General features: G+C 64.9%; 18 protein-coding genes. 14 read left to right on the top strand and 4 right to left on the bottom strand.

What is annotated here, in order from left to right; translation table 11 throughout:
• Positions 1-5 precede the first annotated feature (5 nt).
• The 8 genes from gshB to mnmH all read left to right on the top strand — a co-directional run bounded on the left by gshB (position 6) and on the right by mnmH (position 7,189).
• Positions 6-959: a glutathione synthase gene (gshB, locus tag P3W85_RS42045; RefSeq protein ID WP_017231027.1), complete on the top strand. Its 954-nt coding sequence runs from the start codon at positions 6-8 to the stop codon at positions 957-959.
• Positions 960-1,049: 90 nt separating this feature from the next.
• Positions 1,050-1,505 carry a PTS sugar transporter subunit IIA gene (locus tag P3W85_RS42040; RefSeq protein WP_017231028.1) on the top strand — a complete coding sequence of 152 codons (456 nt, stop codon included), beginning with the start codon at positions 1,050-1,052 and terminating at the stop codon, positions 1,503-1,505.
• Positions 1,474-1,743, top strand: a complete 270-nt coding sequence (locus P3W85_RS42035; protein ID WP_035818624.1) for an HPr family phosphocarrier protein — start codon at positions 1,474-1,476, stop codon at positions 1,741-1,743. Before P3W85_RS42040 ends, P3W85_RS42035 begins: the two co-directional genes overlap by 32 nt.
• A 136-nt stretch (positions 1,744-1,879) precedes the next feature.
• Entirely contained in the window at positions 1,880-3,655 is a 1,776-nt protein-coding gene (ptsP, locus tag P3W85_RS42030; protein ID WP_017231030.1) for a phosphoenolpyruvate--protein phosphotransferase, read from the top strand.
• 234 nt (positions 3,656-3,889) lie between these two features.
• Positions 3,890-4,186 (top strand): (2Fe-2S)-binding protein, encoded by a 297-nt coding sequence (locus P3W85_RS42025; protein WP_017231031.1) that lies wholly within the window; start codon positions 3,890-3,892, stop codon positions 4,184-4,186.
• Positions 4,187-4,297: 111 nt separating this feature from the next.
• Positions 4,298-4,777, top strand: coding sequence for a bacterioferritin (gene bfr, locus P3W85_RS42020; protein WP_017231032.1), 480 nt, complete (start codon positions 4,298-4,300; stop codon positions 4,775-4,777).
• 238 nt (positions 4,778-5,015) lie between these two features.
• Entirely contained in the window at positions 5,016-6,071 is a 1,056-nt protein-coding gene (gene selD, locus P3W85_RS42015; RefSeq protein ID WP_276269164.1) for a selenide, water dikinase SelD, read from the top strand.
• A gap of 5 nt (positions 6,072-6,076) precedes the next feature.
• A complete protein-coding gene (gene mnmH / locus P3W85_RS42010; protein ID WP_276269167.1) occupies positions 6,077-7,189 on the top strand; it encodes a tRNA 2-selenouridine(34) synthase MnmH in 1,113 nt (370 codons plus the stop codon).
• A gap of 57 nt (positions 7,190-7,246) precedes the next feature.
• Here the strand turns inward: mnmH and P3W85_RS42005 are convergent, their stop codons facing one another.
• The 3 genes from P3W85_RS42005 to gpmA form a co-directional block, all read right to left on the bottom strand.
• Positions 7,247-8,026, bottom strand: coding sequence for a HesA/MoeB/ThiF family protein (locus P3W85_RS42005; RefSeq protein WP_276269163.1), 780 nt, complete (start codon positions 8,024-8,026; stop codon positions 7,247-7,249).
• Positions 8,027-8,077: 51 nt separating this feature from the next.
• Complete coding sequence (locus tag P3W85_RS42000) at positions 8,078-9,670, bottom strand: S41 family peptidase (RefSeq protein ID WP_276269162.1); 1,593 nt, start codon at positions 9,668-9,670, stop codon at positions 8,078-8,080.
• A 165-nt stretch (positions 9,671-9,835) separates the two neighbouring features.
• Entirely contained in the window at positions 9,836-10,582 is a 747-nt protein-coding gene (gene gpmA, locus P3W85_RS41995; protein WP_276269161.1) for a 2,3-diphosphoglycerate-dependent phosphoglycerate mutase, read from the bottom strand.
• Between the two features lie 140 nt (positions 10,583-10,722).
• Here gpmA and P3W85_RS41990 point away from each other — a divergent pair, with 140 nt between their 5' ends.
• From P3W85_RS41990 to P3W85_RS41965, 6 genes are all read left to right on the top strand, one after another.
• Complete coding sequence (locus tag P3W85_RS41990; protein WP_017225824.1) at positions 10,723-11,136, top strand: rhodanese-like domain-containing protein; 414 nt, start codon at positions 10,723-10,725, stop codon at positions 11,134-11,136.
• Positions 11,137-11,240: 104 nt separating this feature from the next.
• Entirely contained in the window at positions 11,241-11,498 is a 258-nt protein-coding gene (gene grxC / locus P3W85_RS41985) for a glutaredoxin 3 (protein WP_276269160.1), read from the top strand.
• 1,216 nt (positions 11,499-12,714) lie between these two features.
• Complete coding sequence (gene ltrA, locus P3W85_RS41980; RefSeq protein WP_276269159.1) at positions 12,715-14,418, top strand: group II intron reverse transcriptase/maturase; 1,704 nt, start codon at positions 12,715-12,717, stop codon at positions 14,416-14,418.
• 190 nt (positions 14,419-14,608) lie between these two features.
• Entirely contained in the window at positions 14,609-15,127 is a 519-nt protein-coding gene (secB, locus tag P3W85_RS41975) for a protein-export chaperone SecB (protein WP_035809348.1), read from the top strand.
• A gap of 109 nt (positions 15,128-15,236) precedes the next feature.
• The gene (locus P3W85_RS41970) at positions 15,237-16,250 is read left to right on the top strand and encodes an NAD(P)H-dependent glycerol-3-phosphate dehydrogenase (protein ID WP_276269158.1); all 1,014 of its coding nucleotides are present in this window, start codon (positions 15,237-15,239) and stop codon (positions 16,248-16,250) included.
• A gap of 169 nt (positions 16,251-16,419) precedes the next feature.
• On the top strand, positions 16,420-17,418 hold the full coding sequence (locus P3W85_RS41965; protein WP_430869716.1) for a Bug family tripartite tricarboxylate transporter substrate binding protein: 999 nt from the start codon (positions 16,420-16,422) through the stop codon (positions 17,416-17,418).
• A gap of 140 nt (positions 17,419-17,558) precedes the next feature.
• On the opposite strand, the gene trmL is transcribed toward P3W85_RS41965, so the two are convergent.
• Positions 17,559-18,029 (bottom strand): tRNA (uridine(34)/cytosine(34)/5-carboxymethylaminomethyluridine(34)-2'-O)-methyltransferase TrmL, encoded by a 471-nt coding sequence (gene trmL, locus P3W85_RS41960; protein WP_276269165.1) that lies wholly within the window; start codon positions 18,027-18,029, stop codon positions 17,559-17,561.
• Positions 18,030-18,075 lie beyond the last annotated feature (46 nt).

Here is an 18,075-nt window from a genome sequence, read left to right as displayed (position 1 = left end):
CCACCATGCGCATTCTGTTTATCACCGACCCGCTGCACACCTTCAAGACCTACAAGGACTCGACCTACGCCATGATGGTCGAGGCGGTCGAGCGCGGGCACGAGCTGTTCCATTGCCTGCAGTCGCAACTGTCGCTGTCGGCGCATCAGGTCGAGGCGGTCGTGCATCCGCTGGAACTGACCGGCGACCCGCACGACTGGTACCGCACCGGCGGACCCAGCCTGCAGCCGCTGAGCGGCTTCGATGCCGTGCTGATGCGCAAGGATCCGCCCTTCGACATGGAATACGTGACCAGTACCTGGCTGCTGGAGCTGGCCGAGTCGCAGGGCGCCAACGTGTTCAACAAGCCGCAGGCGATCCGGGACCACTCCGAGAAGCTGGCGATTGCCCAGTATCCTGAATTCATCACGCCGACCCTGGTCACGCGGGACGCCGAGCGCATCCGCGCTTTCCATGCCGAGCACCGCGACGTCATTCTCAAGCCGCTCGACGGCATGGGCGGGATGGGCATCTTCCGCGTCGGCGCCGATGGCCTGAATCTCGGCGCCATTATCGAGACACTGGGCGAGGACGGCGCGCGCACGCTGATGGTGCAGCGCTATATCCCCGCCATCAAGGACGGCGACAAACGCATCCTGCTGATCGGCGGCGTGCCCGTGCCGTACTCGCTGGCGCGCATCCCCAAGGATGGCGAAGTGCGCGGCAACCTGGCCGCGGGCGGCACCGGGCGGGCCCAGGCGCTGTCGGCGCGCGATCGCGAGATTGCCGAGTCGCTGGCGCCGGGCCTGTGGGAGCGCGGCTTGCTGCTGGTCGGGCTGGATGTGATCGGCGACTACCTGACCGAGGTAAATGTGACGAGTCCGACCTGTTTCCAGGAAATCACGCAGCAGACCGGTTTCCAGGTCGCCGCCATGTTCATCGACGCGCTGGAGCACGCGGTGCAGGCCCGTGCTGCCTGATCCGCTGGCGCCGCGCCAAGCCGGGGCGCGGCACTGAATCACCGGCCGGTGTGCCTGCTACAATCGCGTCAATCCAACGGATTCACCACCATGGCAGGCATTCTGATCATCGCGCACGCCCCGCTGGCTTCGGCATTGCGCGATTGCGCCGCCCACGTCTACTGCGGCCAGCCTCAGCGGCTCGAGGCTATCGACGTCACACCCGACGCCGAACCCGCGGCAGTGCTGGCCGAAGCCCGGCGCCGCGTTGCCGAACTCGGCGAAGACAACGGCGTGCTGGTGTTGACCGATATCTTTGGCGCCACTCCGGCCAATATCGCCGCGCGGCTGGCCGAGCCTGGCCGCGTCAAGGTGCTTGCCGGGGTCAACCTTCCCATGCTGGTGCGTGCCATTTGCTACCGCGCCGAGAAACTCGACCAGCTCGCCCTCAAGGCGCTGGCGGGCGGCTCGCAGGGTGTGCTGCAGGTAGGCTCCACCACCGTCCAGAACCAGATTGCAAATCATCCCGACAAATATGCTGCAGAGGGAAACCAACATAATCAATAAGCTCGGGCTGCATGCCCGGGCTTCCGCCAAGCTGACGCAACTGGCGGGCAACTTCGTCAGTCAGGTCAAGATGTCGCGCAATGGTCGGCAGGTCGACGCCAAGAGCATCATGGGCGTGATGATGCTGGCCGCCGGCATCGGCTCCACCGTGACCATCGAGACCGATGGGCCCGATGAGCAGGAGGCGATGGATGCCTTGCTGGCGCTGATCGCCAATCGCTTCGGCGAAGGAGAATAGGACGGCGGTTCGGGATGGCGACGGCGGCACCGGGTGCCGCAGGGCGCCTGGCCGGGGCTGTACGCTTTATCCTGAATCGACCGCCAAGGTTGCTGGCCCAGGCCAGACTTTTTAAACGTTCCTGACGGAGCGGCACATGCCATTTGCCCTGCACGGCATCCCGGTCTCGCGCGGCGTCGCCATCGGGCGCGCGCATCTGCTGGCGCCTGCCGCGCTCGATGTCTCCCATTATCTGGTCGACGAAGATCGGCTCGATGCCGAGGTGGAGCGCCTGCGCTCGGCACGCTCGGCGGTCAAGGCCGAACTGGTCGCGCTCAAGCGGGACCTGCCGCGCGAGGCGCCGGAAGAGATGGGTGCCTTCCTCGACGTGCATGCCATGATCCTCGACGACGAGGCGCTGGCGCGCGAGCCCGAGGCGCTGATCCGCACCCGGCGCTACAACGCCGAATGGGCGCTGACCACACGGCTCGAAGAGCTGATGCGGCAGTTCGACGAAATCGAAGACGAATACCTGCGCGAGCGCAAGGCGGATATCCGCCAGGTGGTCGAGCGCATTCTCAAGGTGCTGGCCGGCGCGGCCATGCTGGCCCCGGCGCCGGCGCCCCCTTCGGTGCTGGCCCCGGACGGCGAGCCGGCGCCAGGCGTGATCGTGGTCGCCCACGATATCTCGCCTGCCGACATGCTGCAGTTCCGCCATACCGTGTTCCACGGCTTTGTCACCGACCTGGGCGGGCGCACCTCCCATACCGCCATCGTGGCCCGCAGTCTCGACATCCCCGCAGCGGTGGGCGTGCAGAGCGCCAGCGAATTGATCCGCCAGGACGACTGGGTCATCATCGATGGCGACGCCGGCCTGGTGATCGTCGATCCGTCCGCCATCATCCTCGAGGAATACCGCCACCGGCAGAGCGAGCGCGCCCTCGAGAAGAAGCGCCTGCAGCGGCTGCGCCATACGCCGGCGGTCACGCTGGACGGGCTGGAGATCGACCTGCTGGCCAATATCGAGATGGCCGAGGACGCCACCGCGGCGCTGTCAGCCGGTGCCGTGGGCGTGGGGCTGTTCCGTTCGGAATTCCTGTTCATGAACCGGCGCGGCGAGCTGCCCGACGAAGAAGAGCAGTTCGAGGCCTATCGTGGCGCGGTGGATGCCATGCACGGGCTGCCCGTTACCATCCGCACCATCGATATCGGCGCCGACAAGCCGCTCGATGGCCGCGACGGGCGCGATGGCCGTGGCGACGACTTCGAGACTGCGCTCAACCCGGCCCTGGGCCTGCGTGCGATCCGCTGGTCCCTGTCCGAGCCGGCCATGTTCCTGACGCAGTTGCGGGCGCTGCTGCGGGCCTCCGCCTTCGGCCCGGTGCGGCTGCTGATTCCGATGCTGGCCCATGCCCGCGAGATCGACCAGACCCTGGACCTGATCGCGCAGGCCAAGCACCAGCTCGACGCGCGTGGCCAGGCCTTCGACCCGAATATCAAGGTCGGCGCCATGATCGAGATCCCGGCCGCCGTGCTGATGCTGCCGCTGTTCCTGCGGCGCATGGATTTCCTCTCGATCGGCACCAACGACCTGATCCAGTACACGCTGGCGATCGATCGCGCCGACAATGCCGTGGCGCACCTCTACGACCCCCTGCATCCGGCGGTGCTGCAGCTGATCGCACGCACCATCCGCGAGGCCAATCGCGCCAGCGTGCCGGTGGCGGTGTGCGGCGAAATGGCCGGAGACCCCGCCATGACCCGGCTGCTGCTCGGCATGGGGCTGCGCGAGTTCTCGATGCATCCGTCGCAGCTGCTGCGGGTCAAGCAGGAGATCCTGCATGCCGATTGCGAACGGCTGGAGCGCCTGGTGGACCAGGTCCTGAGCGCCTATGAGCCCGAGGAACTGGCCAGCGCGCTCAAGCAGCTCTGACAACCCTGATCGCTGCAAGGTTTTTCGAAAATCCAACACTGCGAGGGCGCGTTTTCCATCACTTTCCTTGCCGGGTGTGACGTAGTCTTTATGCGTTTCGCCGGGCATAAGTGCTGCATCCTTGATATGTTCCCTTTGTGGCTTAATGGGAATTGTTATCATTTTCGATCTCTGATATTCTGACGTACATCGCGGGTGACATGCTGGTGTCACCCCTCTCCCAAGGAGGGATTTGTGTACGTTTGCATCTGCAATCAGGTAACCGACCGAGAAATCCATGGCGCTGCGCATCTTGGCGTGGCCACGCTCGACGAGCTGGCTGAAACGCTGGGCGTGGGCACCTGCTGTGGCCGCTGCCGCGAATGCGCCCAGCAGGTGCTTTGCGAAGGCGTGGCGGCGGTGCGCAACGTAAAAGTCGCCACCATCCAGGTCGTGGACATTTCCTCCTGTTCCTCGTCCGGGCCACGTGCCATAATGGACACTCGGGACCCGGCAGTCGCGAACGACCAGCGCACCGAGCTGGTTGCTTGAACTCGCCCGCAACTATCAGGTTGCGGCGCGTATTCGCATTTTCCGACTGCATGCGGCGTGTCTTGCGCCGCTTCGCGTTTTTGCGGGGGCCCGATGCAACAGGAGCCTCCAATGAAAGGTGACAAGAAGGTCATCCAGCATCTGAACGCACAGCTGAAGAACGAGCTGACCGCGATCAACCAGTATTTCCTGCACGCTCGCATGTATCGCCACTGGGGCCTGAAAAAGCTCGGCGACGTGGAGTACAAGGAGTCCATCGGCGAGATGAAGCACGCCGATCGCCTGATCGAGCGTATCCTGATGCTTGACGGACTGCCGAACCTGCAGGACCTCAACAAGCTGCTGCTGGGCGAAGACACCCCGGAAATGCTCAAGTGCGATCTCAAGCTCGAGCAGGGCGCGCATGCCACCGTCAAGGAAGGCATTGCCTACTGCGAATCGGTCGGCGACTACGTCAGCCGCGAGATCCTGGTCGATATCCTGACCGACACCGAAGAACATATCGAATACCTGGAAACGCAGCTCGACCTGATCGACAAGGTTGGCCTGCCGAACTATCTGCAATCGCAGATGGAGCCGGGCGAGCAATAAGCCGCCCCGCGTTTCATCCCGTCGGCCGCCAGCTCGCACGAGCGCAGTGGCCGCGCCCGCGCGGCGCCTCCCGGTGCTGCCGCCGCCCGCGTTCAGGCAGTAACCCTTATCATTCAGATTCCCATTCGAGCGTTGTTCCGGCATGGATGCAGCCGGCCCGCCCGCCCGCGCGTTGCCAGGGTGCGTGCGCAGCGGCAGATTCCGCAGCCGCATTCCACACAGAGAAGGAGACATCTTCATGGGACCGTCCGTTCGCCTGACGCAGTACAGCCACGGTGCCGGCTGCGGGTGCAAGATATCCCCGCAGGTACTCGATGTGATCCTCGCCGGCAGCGGCGACCAGCACCTGGATCCGCGCCTGTGGGTCGGCAACGCCTCGCGCGACGACGCGGCGGTGTATGCGCTGGACGGGCTGAAGAGCGGCCGCGGCGTGGTTTCCACCACCGACTTCTTCATGCCCATCGTCGACGACCCCTTCGACTTCGGGCGCATCGCCGCCACCAATGCCATCAGCGACATCTACGCAATGGGTGGCGACCCGCTGCTGGCCATCGCCATCCTCGGCTGGCCGGTCAAGCTGTTGCCGCCCGAAGTGGCGCGCGAGGTCGTGGCCGGCGGACGGCGCGCTTGCGAGGATGCCGGCATCCCGCTCGCCGGCGGCCACTCCATCGATGCGCCTGAGCCCATCTTCGGGCTCGCGGTGACGGGCGTGGTCGAACGAGCCCACCTGAAGCGCAACGACACCGCTACCGCCGGCTGCCGTCTCTACCTGACCAAGCCGCTGGGCATCGGCATACTGACCACGGCCGAGAAGCAGGGCCGGCTGCGCCCCGAGGACATCAACCTGGCACGCGACTGGATGTGCGTGCTCAACCGGCCCGGCAGCCGCTTCGGCAAACTGCCGGGCGTGCGCGCCATGACGGATGTGACCGGTTTCGGGCTGCTCGGGCACCTGGTCGAGATGGCCGATGGCAGCCGCCTGACCGCTTGCCTCGATCACGCCGCGGTACCGCTGTTGCCGGAAGTGCTGCGCTATGTCGAAGCCGGCTGCGTGCCGGGCGGTACCCAGCGCAACTTCGATAGCTACGGTGCCCGGATCGGTTCGCAGGGCGGCCCGCTGAGCGAGGTGCAGCGCGCCGTGCTGTGCGATCCGCAGACCAGCGGCGGCCTGCTGGTGGCGGTCGAGCCCGCCGGCGAGGCCGAATTCCATTCCGCTTGCGCCGAATTCGGCCTGGCGCTGGCACCCATTGGCCAACTCGTGCCGCAGGGCAGCCATGCGGTCGAACTGACCTGATGCCAATGCGCGAGGATACGGCGGACTTCCGCCAGCTCTTTCTCTCCGGCGCGCCGTTGCTGGACGCGCGCGCGCCGGCGGAATTCGCGCGTGGGGCCTTTCCGGGTGCGGTCAACCTGCCGCTGATGGACGATGACGAGCGGCATCAGGTGGGGTTGTGCTACCAGGAGCAGGGGCAGCCCGCCGCAATCGCGCTGGGGCACCGCCTGGTGTCGGGCGAGCTGCGCGCCGCACGGGTGGCTGCCTGGGCCAGCTTCGCGCGGGCCCATCCCGATGGCTACCTGTACTGCTTTCGCGGCGGATTGCGCTCGCAGATCGTGCAGCAGTGGCTGCGTGACGATGCCGGCGTCGCCTACCCGCGTGTGACGGGCGGCTACAAGGCAATGCGCAGTTTCCTGATCGAGACCCTCGATGCAGCCGCGGCGGAGTGCAATCTGCTGGTGCTCGGGGGGCTCACGGGAAGCGGCAAGACCGAACTCATCACCGAACTGATCGCCGGGCCGGGCGCTGCCGTCGACCTGGAAGGCCACGCGCGCCATCGTGGTTCGAGCTTTGGCAAGCGGGCGGTGGCGCAGCCTGCGCAGATCGACTTCGAGAACGGCATGGCGATCGACCTGCTGCGCCGCCGCGCGGCGGGCCATCCGGCCCTGGCGGTGGAGGACGAGGGCCGCTACATTGGCGGGCGCAACCTGCCGCGCCCCTTCTATCTCGCCATGCAGGCAGCGCCGCTGGTCTGGCTGGAGGAGCCCTTCGAGGCGCGCGTGAACCGCGTGCTGGAAGACTATGTGCTTGGCCTGTCGGGCGAGTTCATGGCGGCGCTCGGCGAGCAGGCGGGATTCGCCGCTTACGCGGGGCGCCTGCGCGAGGCCATGGCGGCGATTGCCGCGCGTCTCGGCGGCGAGCGCTACGCGCGCCTCGCGGATCTGCTGGAACAGGCGCTGGCGCGCCAGGCGGAGAGCGGCGATACCGGCCTGCACCAGGGATGGATCGCCGTGCTGCTGAGCCAGTACTACGATCCGATGTATGCCTACCAGCGTGAACAGCGCGAGGCCAGGATCGTGTTCCGCGGCGGGCGTGCCGCCGTGCTGGACTACCTGCGCGAGCGCACGCGCGCCTGAACAGGGCGGCACGCATGCGGCGGGCCGGCGGCCGCTGCCGTCGTGGCCCGATGACGCTCAGCGAGCCGGCCGGCCGTCATTGACGTCATGGCCGCCACCGCACACCTCGCAATCCGGCACGCGGCCCAGGCGCATGGTGGTCCATTCCATGCCGAGCGCGTCGACCATCAGCAGGCGGCCGGCCAGGCTGTTGCCGACGCCCATCAGCAGCTTGAGGGCCTCCGCCGCCTGCACCGTGCCGACCATCCCCACCAGTGGCGCGAACACGCCCATGGTGGCGCAGGCGACTTCCTGCGCCGGCTGGGAGGGCGGGAACAGGCAGGCATAGCAGGGCGCGCCCGGCTGGCGGCGGTCGAATACGCTGATCTGCCCGTCGAAACGCAGTGCCGCGCCGGACACCAGCGGCACACTGTGCGCCACGCAGGCCCGATTGACGGCCTGGCGCGTATCGAAGTTGTCGCAGCAATCGAGCACCACATCGGCATCGGCCACCAGTCGAGCAAGCTCGCTGGCGCCGACGCGCGCCTGCACCAGGCGCACTTCGATGCCCGGGTTGATGCGCAGCATGCCTTCGCGCGCCGACTCCACCTTGGGCCGTCCGATATTCGCGGTGGTGTGGATTACCTGCCGCTGCAGGTTGGTCAGGTCGACGACATCGTCGTCGACCACGGTGACGGTGCCGACGCCGGCGGAGGCCAGATAGGGCAGGGCGGCAGCGCCCAGCCCGCCCGCGCCGATCACCAGCGCATGGCTGGCGAGCAGCCGGCTCTGTCCCTCGATGCCGAGTTCGTCGAGCAGGATGTGCCGCGAGTAGCGCAGCAGTTGATCGTCGTTCATGGCGTGCAATGCAAGAGCGGCCCCGCAGGGCCGCTCTTGTCCGTCAGGTCTTCAGGGAGCCTTGCCGGTCGGCGTGCCCAGCGGCGTCCCCAGCGGGGCGCTCGCCGGCACGGCGCCTGCCGGCGGCTTGCCGGGTGCGGCGGCGGGCTTGGCCGGGCTGGTGCTCTTGACAGCCTTGGCGGGCTTGTCGGACGACGCCAGTGCCTCGAGCTTCGACTTGGAGCGCTTGACCGGCTGGCCTTCGAGCTGCGCGACAGCCTGCTGCAGCATGAAGTCCTCGGCCGAGCCGAATTCGATCGGCTTCTTCTTGCGCTCCTTTTCGCGTTCTTCCGGCGTCTTTTTGGCGTTTTCCTCTTCGAGCCGGCGCAGCTCCTCGACGCGGCGCTGCTCGCGCTCGTTCATCTCAGGCTCTTCCGATTCCTGCTTGTTGTGCAGGTGGCGCTCGGTATCGATCTCGCGGGTGATCAGCGCATCGTCAGGATCGCCTTCCGGGTTCTGGTCGACCGGGATGTCCGGGCGGATGCCCTTGGCCTGGATCGACTTGCCCGTCGGCGTGTAGTAGTACGCGATGGTCAGCTTGATGCCGGTGTCGTTGGTGAGCGGGCGCACGGTCTGCACCGAGCCCTTGCCGAAGGTGGTCTTGCCCATGATCAGCGCGCGCTTGTGGTCCTGCAGCGCGCCGGCCACGATTTCGGAGGCCGACGCCGAGTACGCGTTGGTCAGCACCACCATCGGGATCTTCTTGTACAGTGCCGGCAGGCCCTTGAGCGGATCATCCTCGAGCGAGGACAGCCGATAGTTGTTGAACGTGGTCTTGTAGACGCGCTTGGCATCCGGCACCTGGCCGTTGGTCGAGACCACGGTCACGTCGTCGGGCAGGAAGGCCGCCGCCACGCCGACCGCGCCTTGCAGCACGCCGCCGCCGTTGTTGCGCAGGTCCAGGATCACGCCCTTCAGGTTCGGGTTCTTCTGCGCCAGTTCGTCAAGCTTCTTGCCGAGGTCGGCGACCGTGCGTTCCTGGAAGCTGGTCAGGCGCACCCAGGCGAGCTTGTCGTTGTCGATCAGCTTGGCCTTGACCGACTGCACGCGGATCTCGGCGCGGGTGATGGACACCGGGAAGGTGCGCTCATCGCTCTTGCGGTAGATGGTCAGCGTGACCTTGGTGCCGGGTTCGCCGCGCATGCGCTTGACCGCCTGTTCCAGCGGCAGGCCGCGCACGGGCTTGTCGTCGATCCGGGTAATCAGGTCGCCGGGCTGGATGCCGGCGCGGAAGGCGGGGGTGTCTTCGATCGGGTTGATGACCTTGACCAGCCCTTCTTCCTGGGAGATCTCGATCCCCAGGCCGGCGAAGCGGCCGCGCGTGCCTTCCTGCAGTTCCTTGAAATCCTTCTCGTCCAGGTAGGCCGAGTGCGGATCGAGGCTGGCGACCATGCCCTTGATGGCTTCGGTCAGCAGCTTCTTGTCGTCCACCGGCTCGACATATTCGCGCTTGATCTGGCCGAAGATGTCGGCCATCAAGCGCAACTGCTCCAATGGCAGGGGCCCCGATGAATTCTGCGCGGTGGCCGAGATCTGCAGCGTGGCCAGCACGCCGGCAACGAGTCCGGCAGAAACAAGACTGATGTTCTTGAGCGTCTTACGCATGAGGGCTGCCTGAACGTGTGAGGATTATGCAGTGTCGGAACCGGCCTGGCGCATCACGCCAGCCGGCTTTGTCCGACAGTATAAGAGGGAGTGGCAAAAAAGGCCTGGGCCACAGCATGAGGTAGCCGGAGCGGCGCCAGGGGAGGCGCCCGCCCGGCCTTGGCCTCAGCGTGCCTTGCCCTGGTTCGCCACGGCGGCCAGGGAGGCGGCGATCGCTTCCTGGTCGCCCAGGTAGTAATGACGCAGCGGGCGCAGGTCGGCGTCCAGCTCGTACACGAGCGGGGTGCCATTGGGGATATTGATGCCAACGATATCGTCATCCGAGACCTGATCCAGGTATTTCACCAGCGCGCGAATGCTGTTGCCATGGGCTGCGATCACCACGCGCTTCCCCGATTTGATGTCGGGCGCAATGGATTCGTTCCATAGCGGCAATACGCGGGCGACCGTGTCCTTCAGGCATTCGGTCAGCGGAATCTGCTCGCGCGGCACTTGGGCGTAGCGCGGATCCTCGTAAGCGGCGCGCGGATCGTCCACTTCCAGCGCCGGCGGCGGGGTGTCGTAGCTGCGGCGCCATACCAGCACCTGCTCGTCGCCGAACTTGGCGGCGGTCTCGGCCTTGTTCAGGCCGGACAGCGCACCGTAGTGGCGTTCGTTCAGGCGCCATTCGTTGCGCACCGGAATCCACATCAGGTCCATTTCGTCCTGCACGTGCCACAGCGTGCGGATAGCACGCTTGAGCACCGAGGTATAGGCTACGTCGAAGCCCATTCCGGCTTCGCGCAGCAGCTTGCCGCCCAGCTTGGCCTGGGCTACACCGGTATCGGTGAGGTCGACGTCGACCCAGCCGGTGAAGCGGTTTTCGAGATTCCACGTGGATTCGCCGTGGCGGATGAGAACGAGTTTGTACATGCTGCTTCCAAAGCGTGAGAAACCTGTGTGCGCCCTGCCACATACCGCCACTCGTGTGTCAACTAGGAGACAATGGCGGGTCGCAGGCGCGAAACCGTCTATTTTATAATGCCGCCGACTCAACCCACCGGAATGCCAACGTGAATTTCTTCGCCGACTACAACAACCTTGCCTTGATCGCCCTCGCCATCGTGTCGGGCGGCCTGCTGGCCTGGCCCGCCATCTCGCGCGGAACCTCCGGCAAGACCGTCAACCCGGCCGCCGCGACCCAGCTGATCAACAAGCGCAATGCGGTGGTCGTGGATATCCGGGACGCCACCGAGTTTGCCAAGGGCCACCTGCCGCAAGCCAAGAGTGCGCCGCTTTCCGATCTGGCCGCGCGTGCCTCCGGCCTTGCAAAGGACAAGTCCGTCCCCATCATCGTCGTGTGCCAGACCGGCCAGCGTTCGGGCAAGGGCCAAGCGGCCCTGAAAGAAGCCGGTTACAGTGAGATCTATTCGCTCGAAGGCGGCCTGGCCGCCTGGCAGCAGGCAGGTCTGCCCGTAGTCAAGTAAGCAGGCGGGCGGCGCCCGTCCGGGGTGCCGGGGGCAGGTCCCCCGCAGCCTTGCCCTGCCGGTGCCCGAGCTACGTCCAGAGTCCCGTTTTCAAGGAGAACCGCATGGCCCGCGTTGTGATGTACAGCACGGTAGTTTGCCCGTATTGCCAGATGGCCGAGCGCCTGCTGAAGGCCAAGGGCGTCGCGACGATCGAAAAGATCCTGATCGACCGCGAGCCTGGCAAGCGCGAGGAAATGATGACCCGCACCGGGCGCCGCACCGTGCCGCAGATCTACATCGACGAGACCCATGTGGGTGGTTTCGACGACCTCTCGGCGCTCGATCGCCAGGGTGGCCTGGTGCCGCTGCTGGCAGCCTGATACGTCGCCAGTCCGGCCGCGGGTGAATTCGCCACCCGCGTCATGTACCATATGCGTTTTCGTGCGACACGCACTCTCGTGTCCGGGTAGCCCCAACGTAAGGGGCATCGACCTTGTTGGGACAAGGTGAGGGTCTCGACCTAAGCCGTCCAATCCCAACCATTACTTGCTTAGACGAACCTGGCCGAACAGCTAAGGGGAGTCCATTGGCCTAATGTCGAATTGGCGAAAGCTGATTTAACAAGCGGCACTTGCTTTGCTGGATTACCTCCAGCCATCGCCCAAAGGCGGGGACGCTCGCCTTTGGGCGAGTTCTCTGTAAACAGCCTTTCGTAAGGAAGGCTGTGTGGTTTCGAGCGATTGTTGCGAGACCACAACATGGCATTAAAACCGGCCCGGATGGGTTGGCGCTACGTCCTTTGGGGCAGGGTACGTTGACTCTTTGGAGTCTGCGCCTGTCGAGTTGACTCCGCAGTATGGGGTCACGATGTCGCAAAGACTGTGAGAGGTCCCGGAGCGAAAGCTCTACACGTTATGGTTCGGTCGTGCACGGTCGTGAGACTGCCGCGATAGAGAACCTGCTATACGACTAGCAGTAGCCTAGGGAGACATGCGTCACTGGTAACGGTGGGGTGTGAAGCTTTCCTGACAATGTAGCCCCCGCAAGGGTACGAATCTGCCGTGAGGTGGGTTGGTAGAGGCTCCAAGCAGCAAAGGGGTCGAGGAGCTAGGCTGGCTGGTATGGGCAACACGAAGTGAACTGCTGATAAACGCCGTGAATATGACGGTGCCAAAGCTGCTGACAGGCACTAACCAAAAGGTATGTGGTCGGATATTCCGCTGGAAACTCGGAGTACGTCGTCATCGGACCACCGGCGGAGAGGCGGGTCCTAACCCAGTCTTGTAACGTGTAGGGAACGTGGTAAGCCCGTATGGCTGCCGGGGCGCAGTATGGCTCGGGCAGGCGAACCGTAAGGAACGCTGTTGGCCGTGCGGGTATGGGAGGTTGGAGAAAGCGAATGCCGGGCGGTAATGGCCCGGATAGGGGTTGAAACATCATCCCACGCGAAAGCGGGCAGACTTCCAACTGGTCAATCGTCGCAGGACGGCTGGCTAATCTCGCTTGTTTAATTTTTCTTCCCTTGAGGGACAACTGTCCCTCAAGGGGCATGTTGTCTCTCGATGTTGGGGAAGATCCTCAAGATAGGAGAGCAGCATGGAAGCATTTATCCGTAAGGATAAATCTGCGCCCTCCGGCGTACCGCAAAGCTGGGGTGCCATTAATTGGCGCCGCGTGGAGCGGAACGTTCGAGAGATGCAGATTCGAATTGCGAAGGCGACACAGGAAGGGGATTGGCGTAGGGTGAAAGCTCTACAGAGGTCCCTGACCCGCTCGTTCTCCGCCAAGGCATCGGCGGTCAGGCGAGTGACGGAGAACCGTGGCAGAAAGACAGCAGGTGTTGATCGCGTGCTGTGGGATGAGCCTGAAACCCGGTGGGAAGCTATCGGGCAGTTGAAGCGTAGGGGATATCGACCGCTGCCATTAAGGCGGGTGTACATCCCCAAAGCCAATGGGAAGGAACGCCCTCTGGGTATCCCGACCATGTTGGACCGAGCCATGCAGGCCCTATACCTGCTGGCATTGGAGCCGGTGTCGGAAGGTATGAGCGATCCGAACTCTTATGGGTTCCGGATCAACCGCTCGACCCACGATGCTATGGCCCAGTTGTTCGTCAACCTGTCCAGGAAGGTTTCGGCCTCTTGGATACTGGAGGCGGATATCAAAGGCTGCTTTGACAACATCGATCACGAATGGCTGGAGCGTAACGTCCCGATGGACAAAGCGATCCTGCGTAAGTGGTTGAAAGCTGGCGTGGTATTTCAAGGCCAGTTTCAGGCGACCGATGCTGGAACGCCGCAGGGAGGCATCATTTCCCCGACGCTGGCGAATGTGGCGCTAAACGGCTTGGAGCGCGACCTGACGGAGTCCTTAAGGGCAAAGTTGGGGGTTAACCAAGTTCGAAAGCTGAAGGTGAATGTCGTGCGGTATGCGGACGACTTCGTGATCACCGGCAGTACGCCGGAGGTTTTGGAGCACGAAGTGAAGCCGTGGGTGGAACAGTTCCTTGCAGTACGGGGGCTGACACTATCTACGGAGAAGACGCGGATCGTCAACATCGCAACAGGCTTCGACTTTCTCGGGTGGAATTTCCGGAAGTACTCGGGAACGCTGCTCATCAAGCCGAGCAGGAAGAACGTCAACGCGTTCTACGGCAAGGTGAAAGAGATCGTCAGTCGACACAAGACGGCTAAGCAAGAGAAGTTGATTGACTTGCTTAACCCAGTGCTACGAGGTTGGGCGCTGTACCACCAGCCGGTAGCCGCCAAGTTGACGTTCACAAGAGTGGAGCACGATGTATTTGGGGCTCTATGGAAGTGGGCAAAACGGCGTCACTCGAAGAAGAGTGCTGAGTGGGTGCGAAAGAAGTACTTTGCATCCGTCGGTACACGGAACTGGGTGTTCGGAACCGCAGTGCGTCAGAAAGACGGTAGTAAGGGCTGGAAGGACTTGTACTCGCTCTCGAGTACGCCGATCCAGCGGCACAAGAAGGTTCGAGGGGACTACCATCCCTTTGATCCCGAGCAGGAGTTGTATGGCGAGACCTTGCGTCAGGAGCGATTGCTGAATAGTATGTCGCACCGAAAGCAATGGATTAAGTTGTACATGTCCCAGCGGGGCTTGTGCGCGGTGTGCCAGTGCAAGATGACCAAGGAGACGGGATGGCATGACCATCACATCGAGCAGCGCGTTCACGGCGGCTCGGATGCTCTAGGAAATCGCGTGCTGCTGCATCCAATCTGTCATGTTCAAGTGCATCACCATGGTGTAACCGTTGTGAAACCGGCCCCCTCGATTTGAGGTGAGGCTTTGAGAAGCTTGAGCCGTATGCGGGGAAACTCGCACGTACGGTTCTTAGGGGGGGACAGATCAGAAATGATCTCGTCCCTACCCTCCCAACCGGGTGCCGACCCGGCCCGTCAGCCGGGGCTTGCCCGCGCAGACCGGTCCGTATGCCCGGCGTCCAATGCCCTTTTTCCGGAAGCCTTTCATGAGCGACCAGCAGAACAATCAACAGGAAGACCAGCCGTTCTTCAATATCCAGCGCGTGTACCTGAAGGACATGTCGCTCGAACAGCCGAATTCGCCCGGCATCTTCCTTGAGAGCGAAGCGCCGGCTGTCGAAGTGCAGGTGAACGTGGGTGCCTCGCAGTTGCAGGAAGGCATCTTCGAGGTGGTGGTGACCGGTACCGTGACCACCAAGGTGCAGGACAAGGTGGCTTTCCTGGTAGAAGCCCACCAGGCTGGCATCTTCGATATCCGCAACGTGCCGGTGGAGCAGCTCGATCCGCTGCTGGGCATCGCCTGCCCGACCATCCTGTATCCGTACCTGCGCGGCAATATCGCCGACGTGATCACGCGTGCAGGCTTCCAGGCCATCCACCTGTCGGAAATCAACTTCCAGGCGCTGTACGAGCAACGCCTGCAGGCTGCGATGGAAGAAGCCGAGGCGGCACAGGGCGGCAGCAGCGGCATCGTGATGCCCGACGGCAGCCAGGCCCGCCACTGATCCTGGCGCGGCATGTCGCAAAGACGGGGCCTCGGCCCCGTTTTGTGTTTCCGGCCAGCGTAGTCTTGCCGTATGTGGCCTGCGGGCTTAACCAGCGAGGCAAACCGCCATGAAGATCACTTTTTTCGGTGCAGGTGCCTGGGGCACCGCGCTTGCCAGCCATGCCGCAGCGGCCCACGATGTGGTGCTGTGGGGGCGTGACGCCGCCCAGCTGGCAGGTATTGGCGCCGATCGCGTCAACGCAGCCTACCTGCCCGGCGTCACATTGTCGGGACGGCTCGCGGTCGAGCCCGGCTTCGAGCGTGCCGCGGCGCATGCGGACGTCGAAGGCGGCCTTGTGATCATCGCCACGCCAGTCTCGGGCCTGCGCGAAATGACCCGCAGGCTGGCGGCAAGCCAGACTGCCGGATTGCGCATGCTCTGGCTGTGCAAGGGCTTCGAGGCTGGCACCAATGCCTTGCCGCACCAGATGGTCAGGGACGAGCTGGATGCCGCCGGCCGTCTCGCCGACACCAGCTATGGCGTGCTGACCGGCCCCAGCTTCGCCCGCGAGGTGGCGCTCGGGCTGCCGTGCGCGCTGACCGTGGCGGGCACTTCGCCCGCGCTTTCCGAGCTGGCGCAACATGCTTTCCACCACCACGCCATGCGCATCTACGGCAGCGACGACCTGGTCGGTGCCGAAGTGGGCGGCGCGGTCAAGAACGTGCTGGCGATCGCCACCGGCGCCAGCGATGGCCTGGGCCTCGGCCTGAATGCGCGCGCCGCGCTGGTGACGCGCGGCCTGGCCGAGATGACCCGGCTCGGGCTGGCGCTGGGCGGGCGGGTCGAGACCTTCATGGGCCTGGCGGGCATGGGCGACCTGATCCTGACCGCCACCGGCGATCTTTCGCGCAATCGCAAGGTGGGTCAGCAACTGGCCGGCGGCATGACGCTGGCGCAGATCCTGGCGGAGCTGGGCCATGTTGCCGAAGGCGTGCGCTGCGCGCAGGCGGTGGCGGCACTGGCCGCGGCCAAGGGCGTCGACATGCCGATCACGCGTGCGGTCTGCGCGGTGCTGTTCGAGGGGCTGCCCGCCGCCGACGCGGTAGCGCAATTGCTGCAGCGTGACGCACGCGATGAGTGAGTACGTGCCGATGCGGCTGGCTTTGCGCCGCCTCCATGCGTATTCGTTCCGTAGCGGCCTGTGGCAATTTGCCGCAGGCCGCATGTTCTCCGATACGCGCGATCTCTCCTGATCCCATCTTGATGATTCCGAAGGCGAGGCGCTTGCGCGCCAGCCTTCGTCCCCCACCATGTCCCAAGACTCACTGGCGGCCCGCCGCCGCGCCCTGATCACTCTTGCCGCCTGCGTTCTGCCCGATACGGCGCTGGCAGGCCCCGCATCGGACCGGTCCTGGCCCACGCGGCCGATCCGCTTGGTGGTGCCGTTCCCGGCAGGATCTTCGCCCGACCTGATCGCACGCCTGCTGACGGAAAAGCTGGCCGTGGCCCTGGGGCAGCCGGTGGTGGTGGAAAACCGCCCGGGCGCGGGCGGCAACATCGGCACCGGCGTGGTGGCAAGGGCGGCCCCCGACGGCTATACCCTTGTGCTCACCATCAACGGTCCGCTGGTGACCGCGCCGACGCTGTCGCGCCATCTCGGCTACGATCCCGTGCGCCAGCTCGCGCCCGTGTCGCTGGTGGCGACCTCGCCCAATGTGCTGGTGGTGGATGCCCGCCTGCCGGTGCACAACGTGCGCGAGTTTGTGGCGCTGGCCAAGTCCCGCCCGGGCGAGCTGAACTACGGCTCGGTCGGCAACGGCAGCGCTGCCCACCTCGCCATGGAGCAGCTCAAGGCAGCCGCCGGGATCGACCTGCAGCACGTTCCCTACCCGGGCTTCGCGCAGATCACCACCGCCATGGTCGGCGGCCAGGTACAGGCCGGTTTCATGGTGCCGGCGATCGCCATGCCGCTGGTGACCGCCGGCAAGCTGCGCATCATTGCCGTCACCACCAGCGGGCGCACCAGCCTGCTGCCCGCCGTCCCGACCGTGGCCGAGTCCGGCTATCCCGGTTTCGAGGCGATCTCCTGGCAGGCCCTGCTGGCGCCGGCGGGCACGCCCGCGCCGGTGATCGACAGGCTCTATCGCGAATTGGTGGCCATCATCGGCAGCGAGGACGTGCGGGCCAGGATGCGGGCGCAGTATTTCGTGCCGGCGGGTACGGCGCCGGCGTCGTTGCGGCAGACCATGGCCAGTGAGAAGGTACGGTGGGATAAGGTGATCCGGGTGGCGGGGGTGCAGGCGGAGTAGGTTGGGTTTGGCGTGGGGCTTGACTGCTTGAAGTCAAAGGCAGTTTCACCTTCCCTGCGGGGAGCCGAACCTTCACGGCTCGCTTCGCATCGCGTGACCGGTGGTCCGCTTCGCGGGCCACGGATTTGCTTCAGGCTATTTCAGGCGCCGCCGGCGAAGCCGTTCTGGCGCCAGGCTTCGAATACCACCACGGCCACCGTATTGGAGAGGTTCAGGCTGCGGTTGTCCGGCCGCATCGGCAGCCGGATGCGTTGCGCGGCGGGAAACCATTCGCGCCGTTCCGGCGCCAGTCCGCGTGTTTCCGATCCGAACACGAACCAGTCTCCGGGCTGGAAGGCGACCTGGCCGAAGGGCGTCGAGCCGTGTGTGGTCAGGGCGAACATGCGCGTGGGGTCCGGTTGTTCGCTTGCCATCAGCGCGTCCCAGTTCTCGTGCACGCGCATGCTCGCGTATTCGTGATAGTCCAGGCCGGCACGGCGCATGCGCGCATCCTCGAGCGGGAAGCCGAGGGGCTTGACCAGGTGCAGGCGTGCCCCGGTGTTGGCGCAGAGACGGATCACATTGCCCGTGTTGGGAGGGATCTCGGGTTCGACAAGGACGACATTGAACATGGGGGATGGGCGGGCCGGAGGCGCCGCAGCCGTGAAACGCTGCGCA

This window comes from Cupriavidus basilensis, from assembly GCF_029335485.1.
Classification (GTDB): Bacteria; Pseudomonadota; Gammaproteobacteria; order Burkholderiales; family Burkholderiaceae; genus Cupriavidus; species Cupriavidus basilensis_E.
The sequence above is the reverse complement of the archived record's forward strand: the minus strand, read 5'-3'. Positions and strand labels throughout refer to the sequence as shown.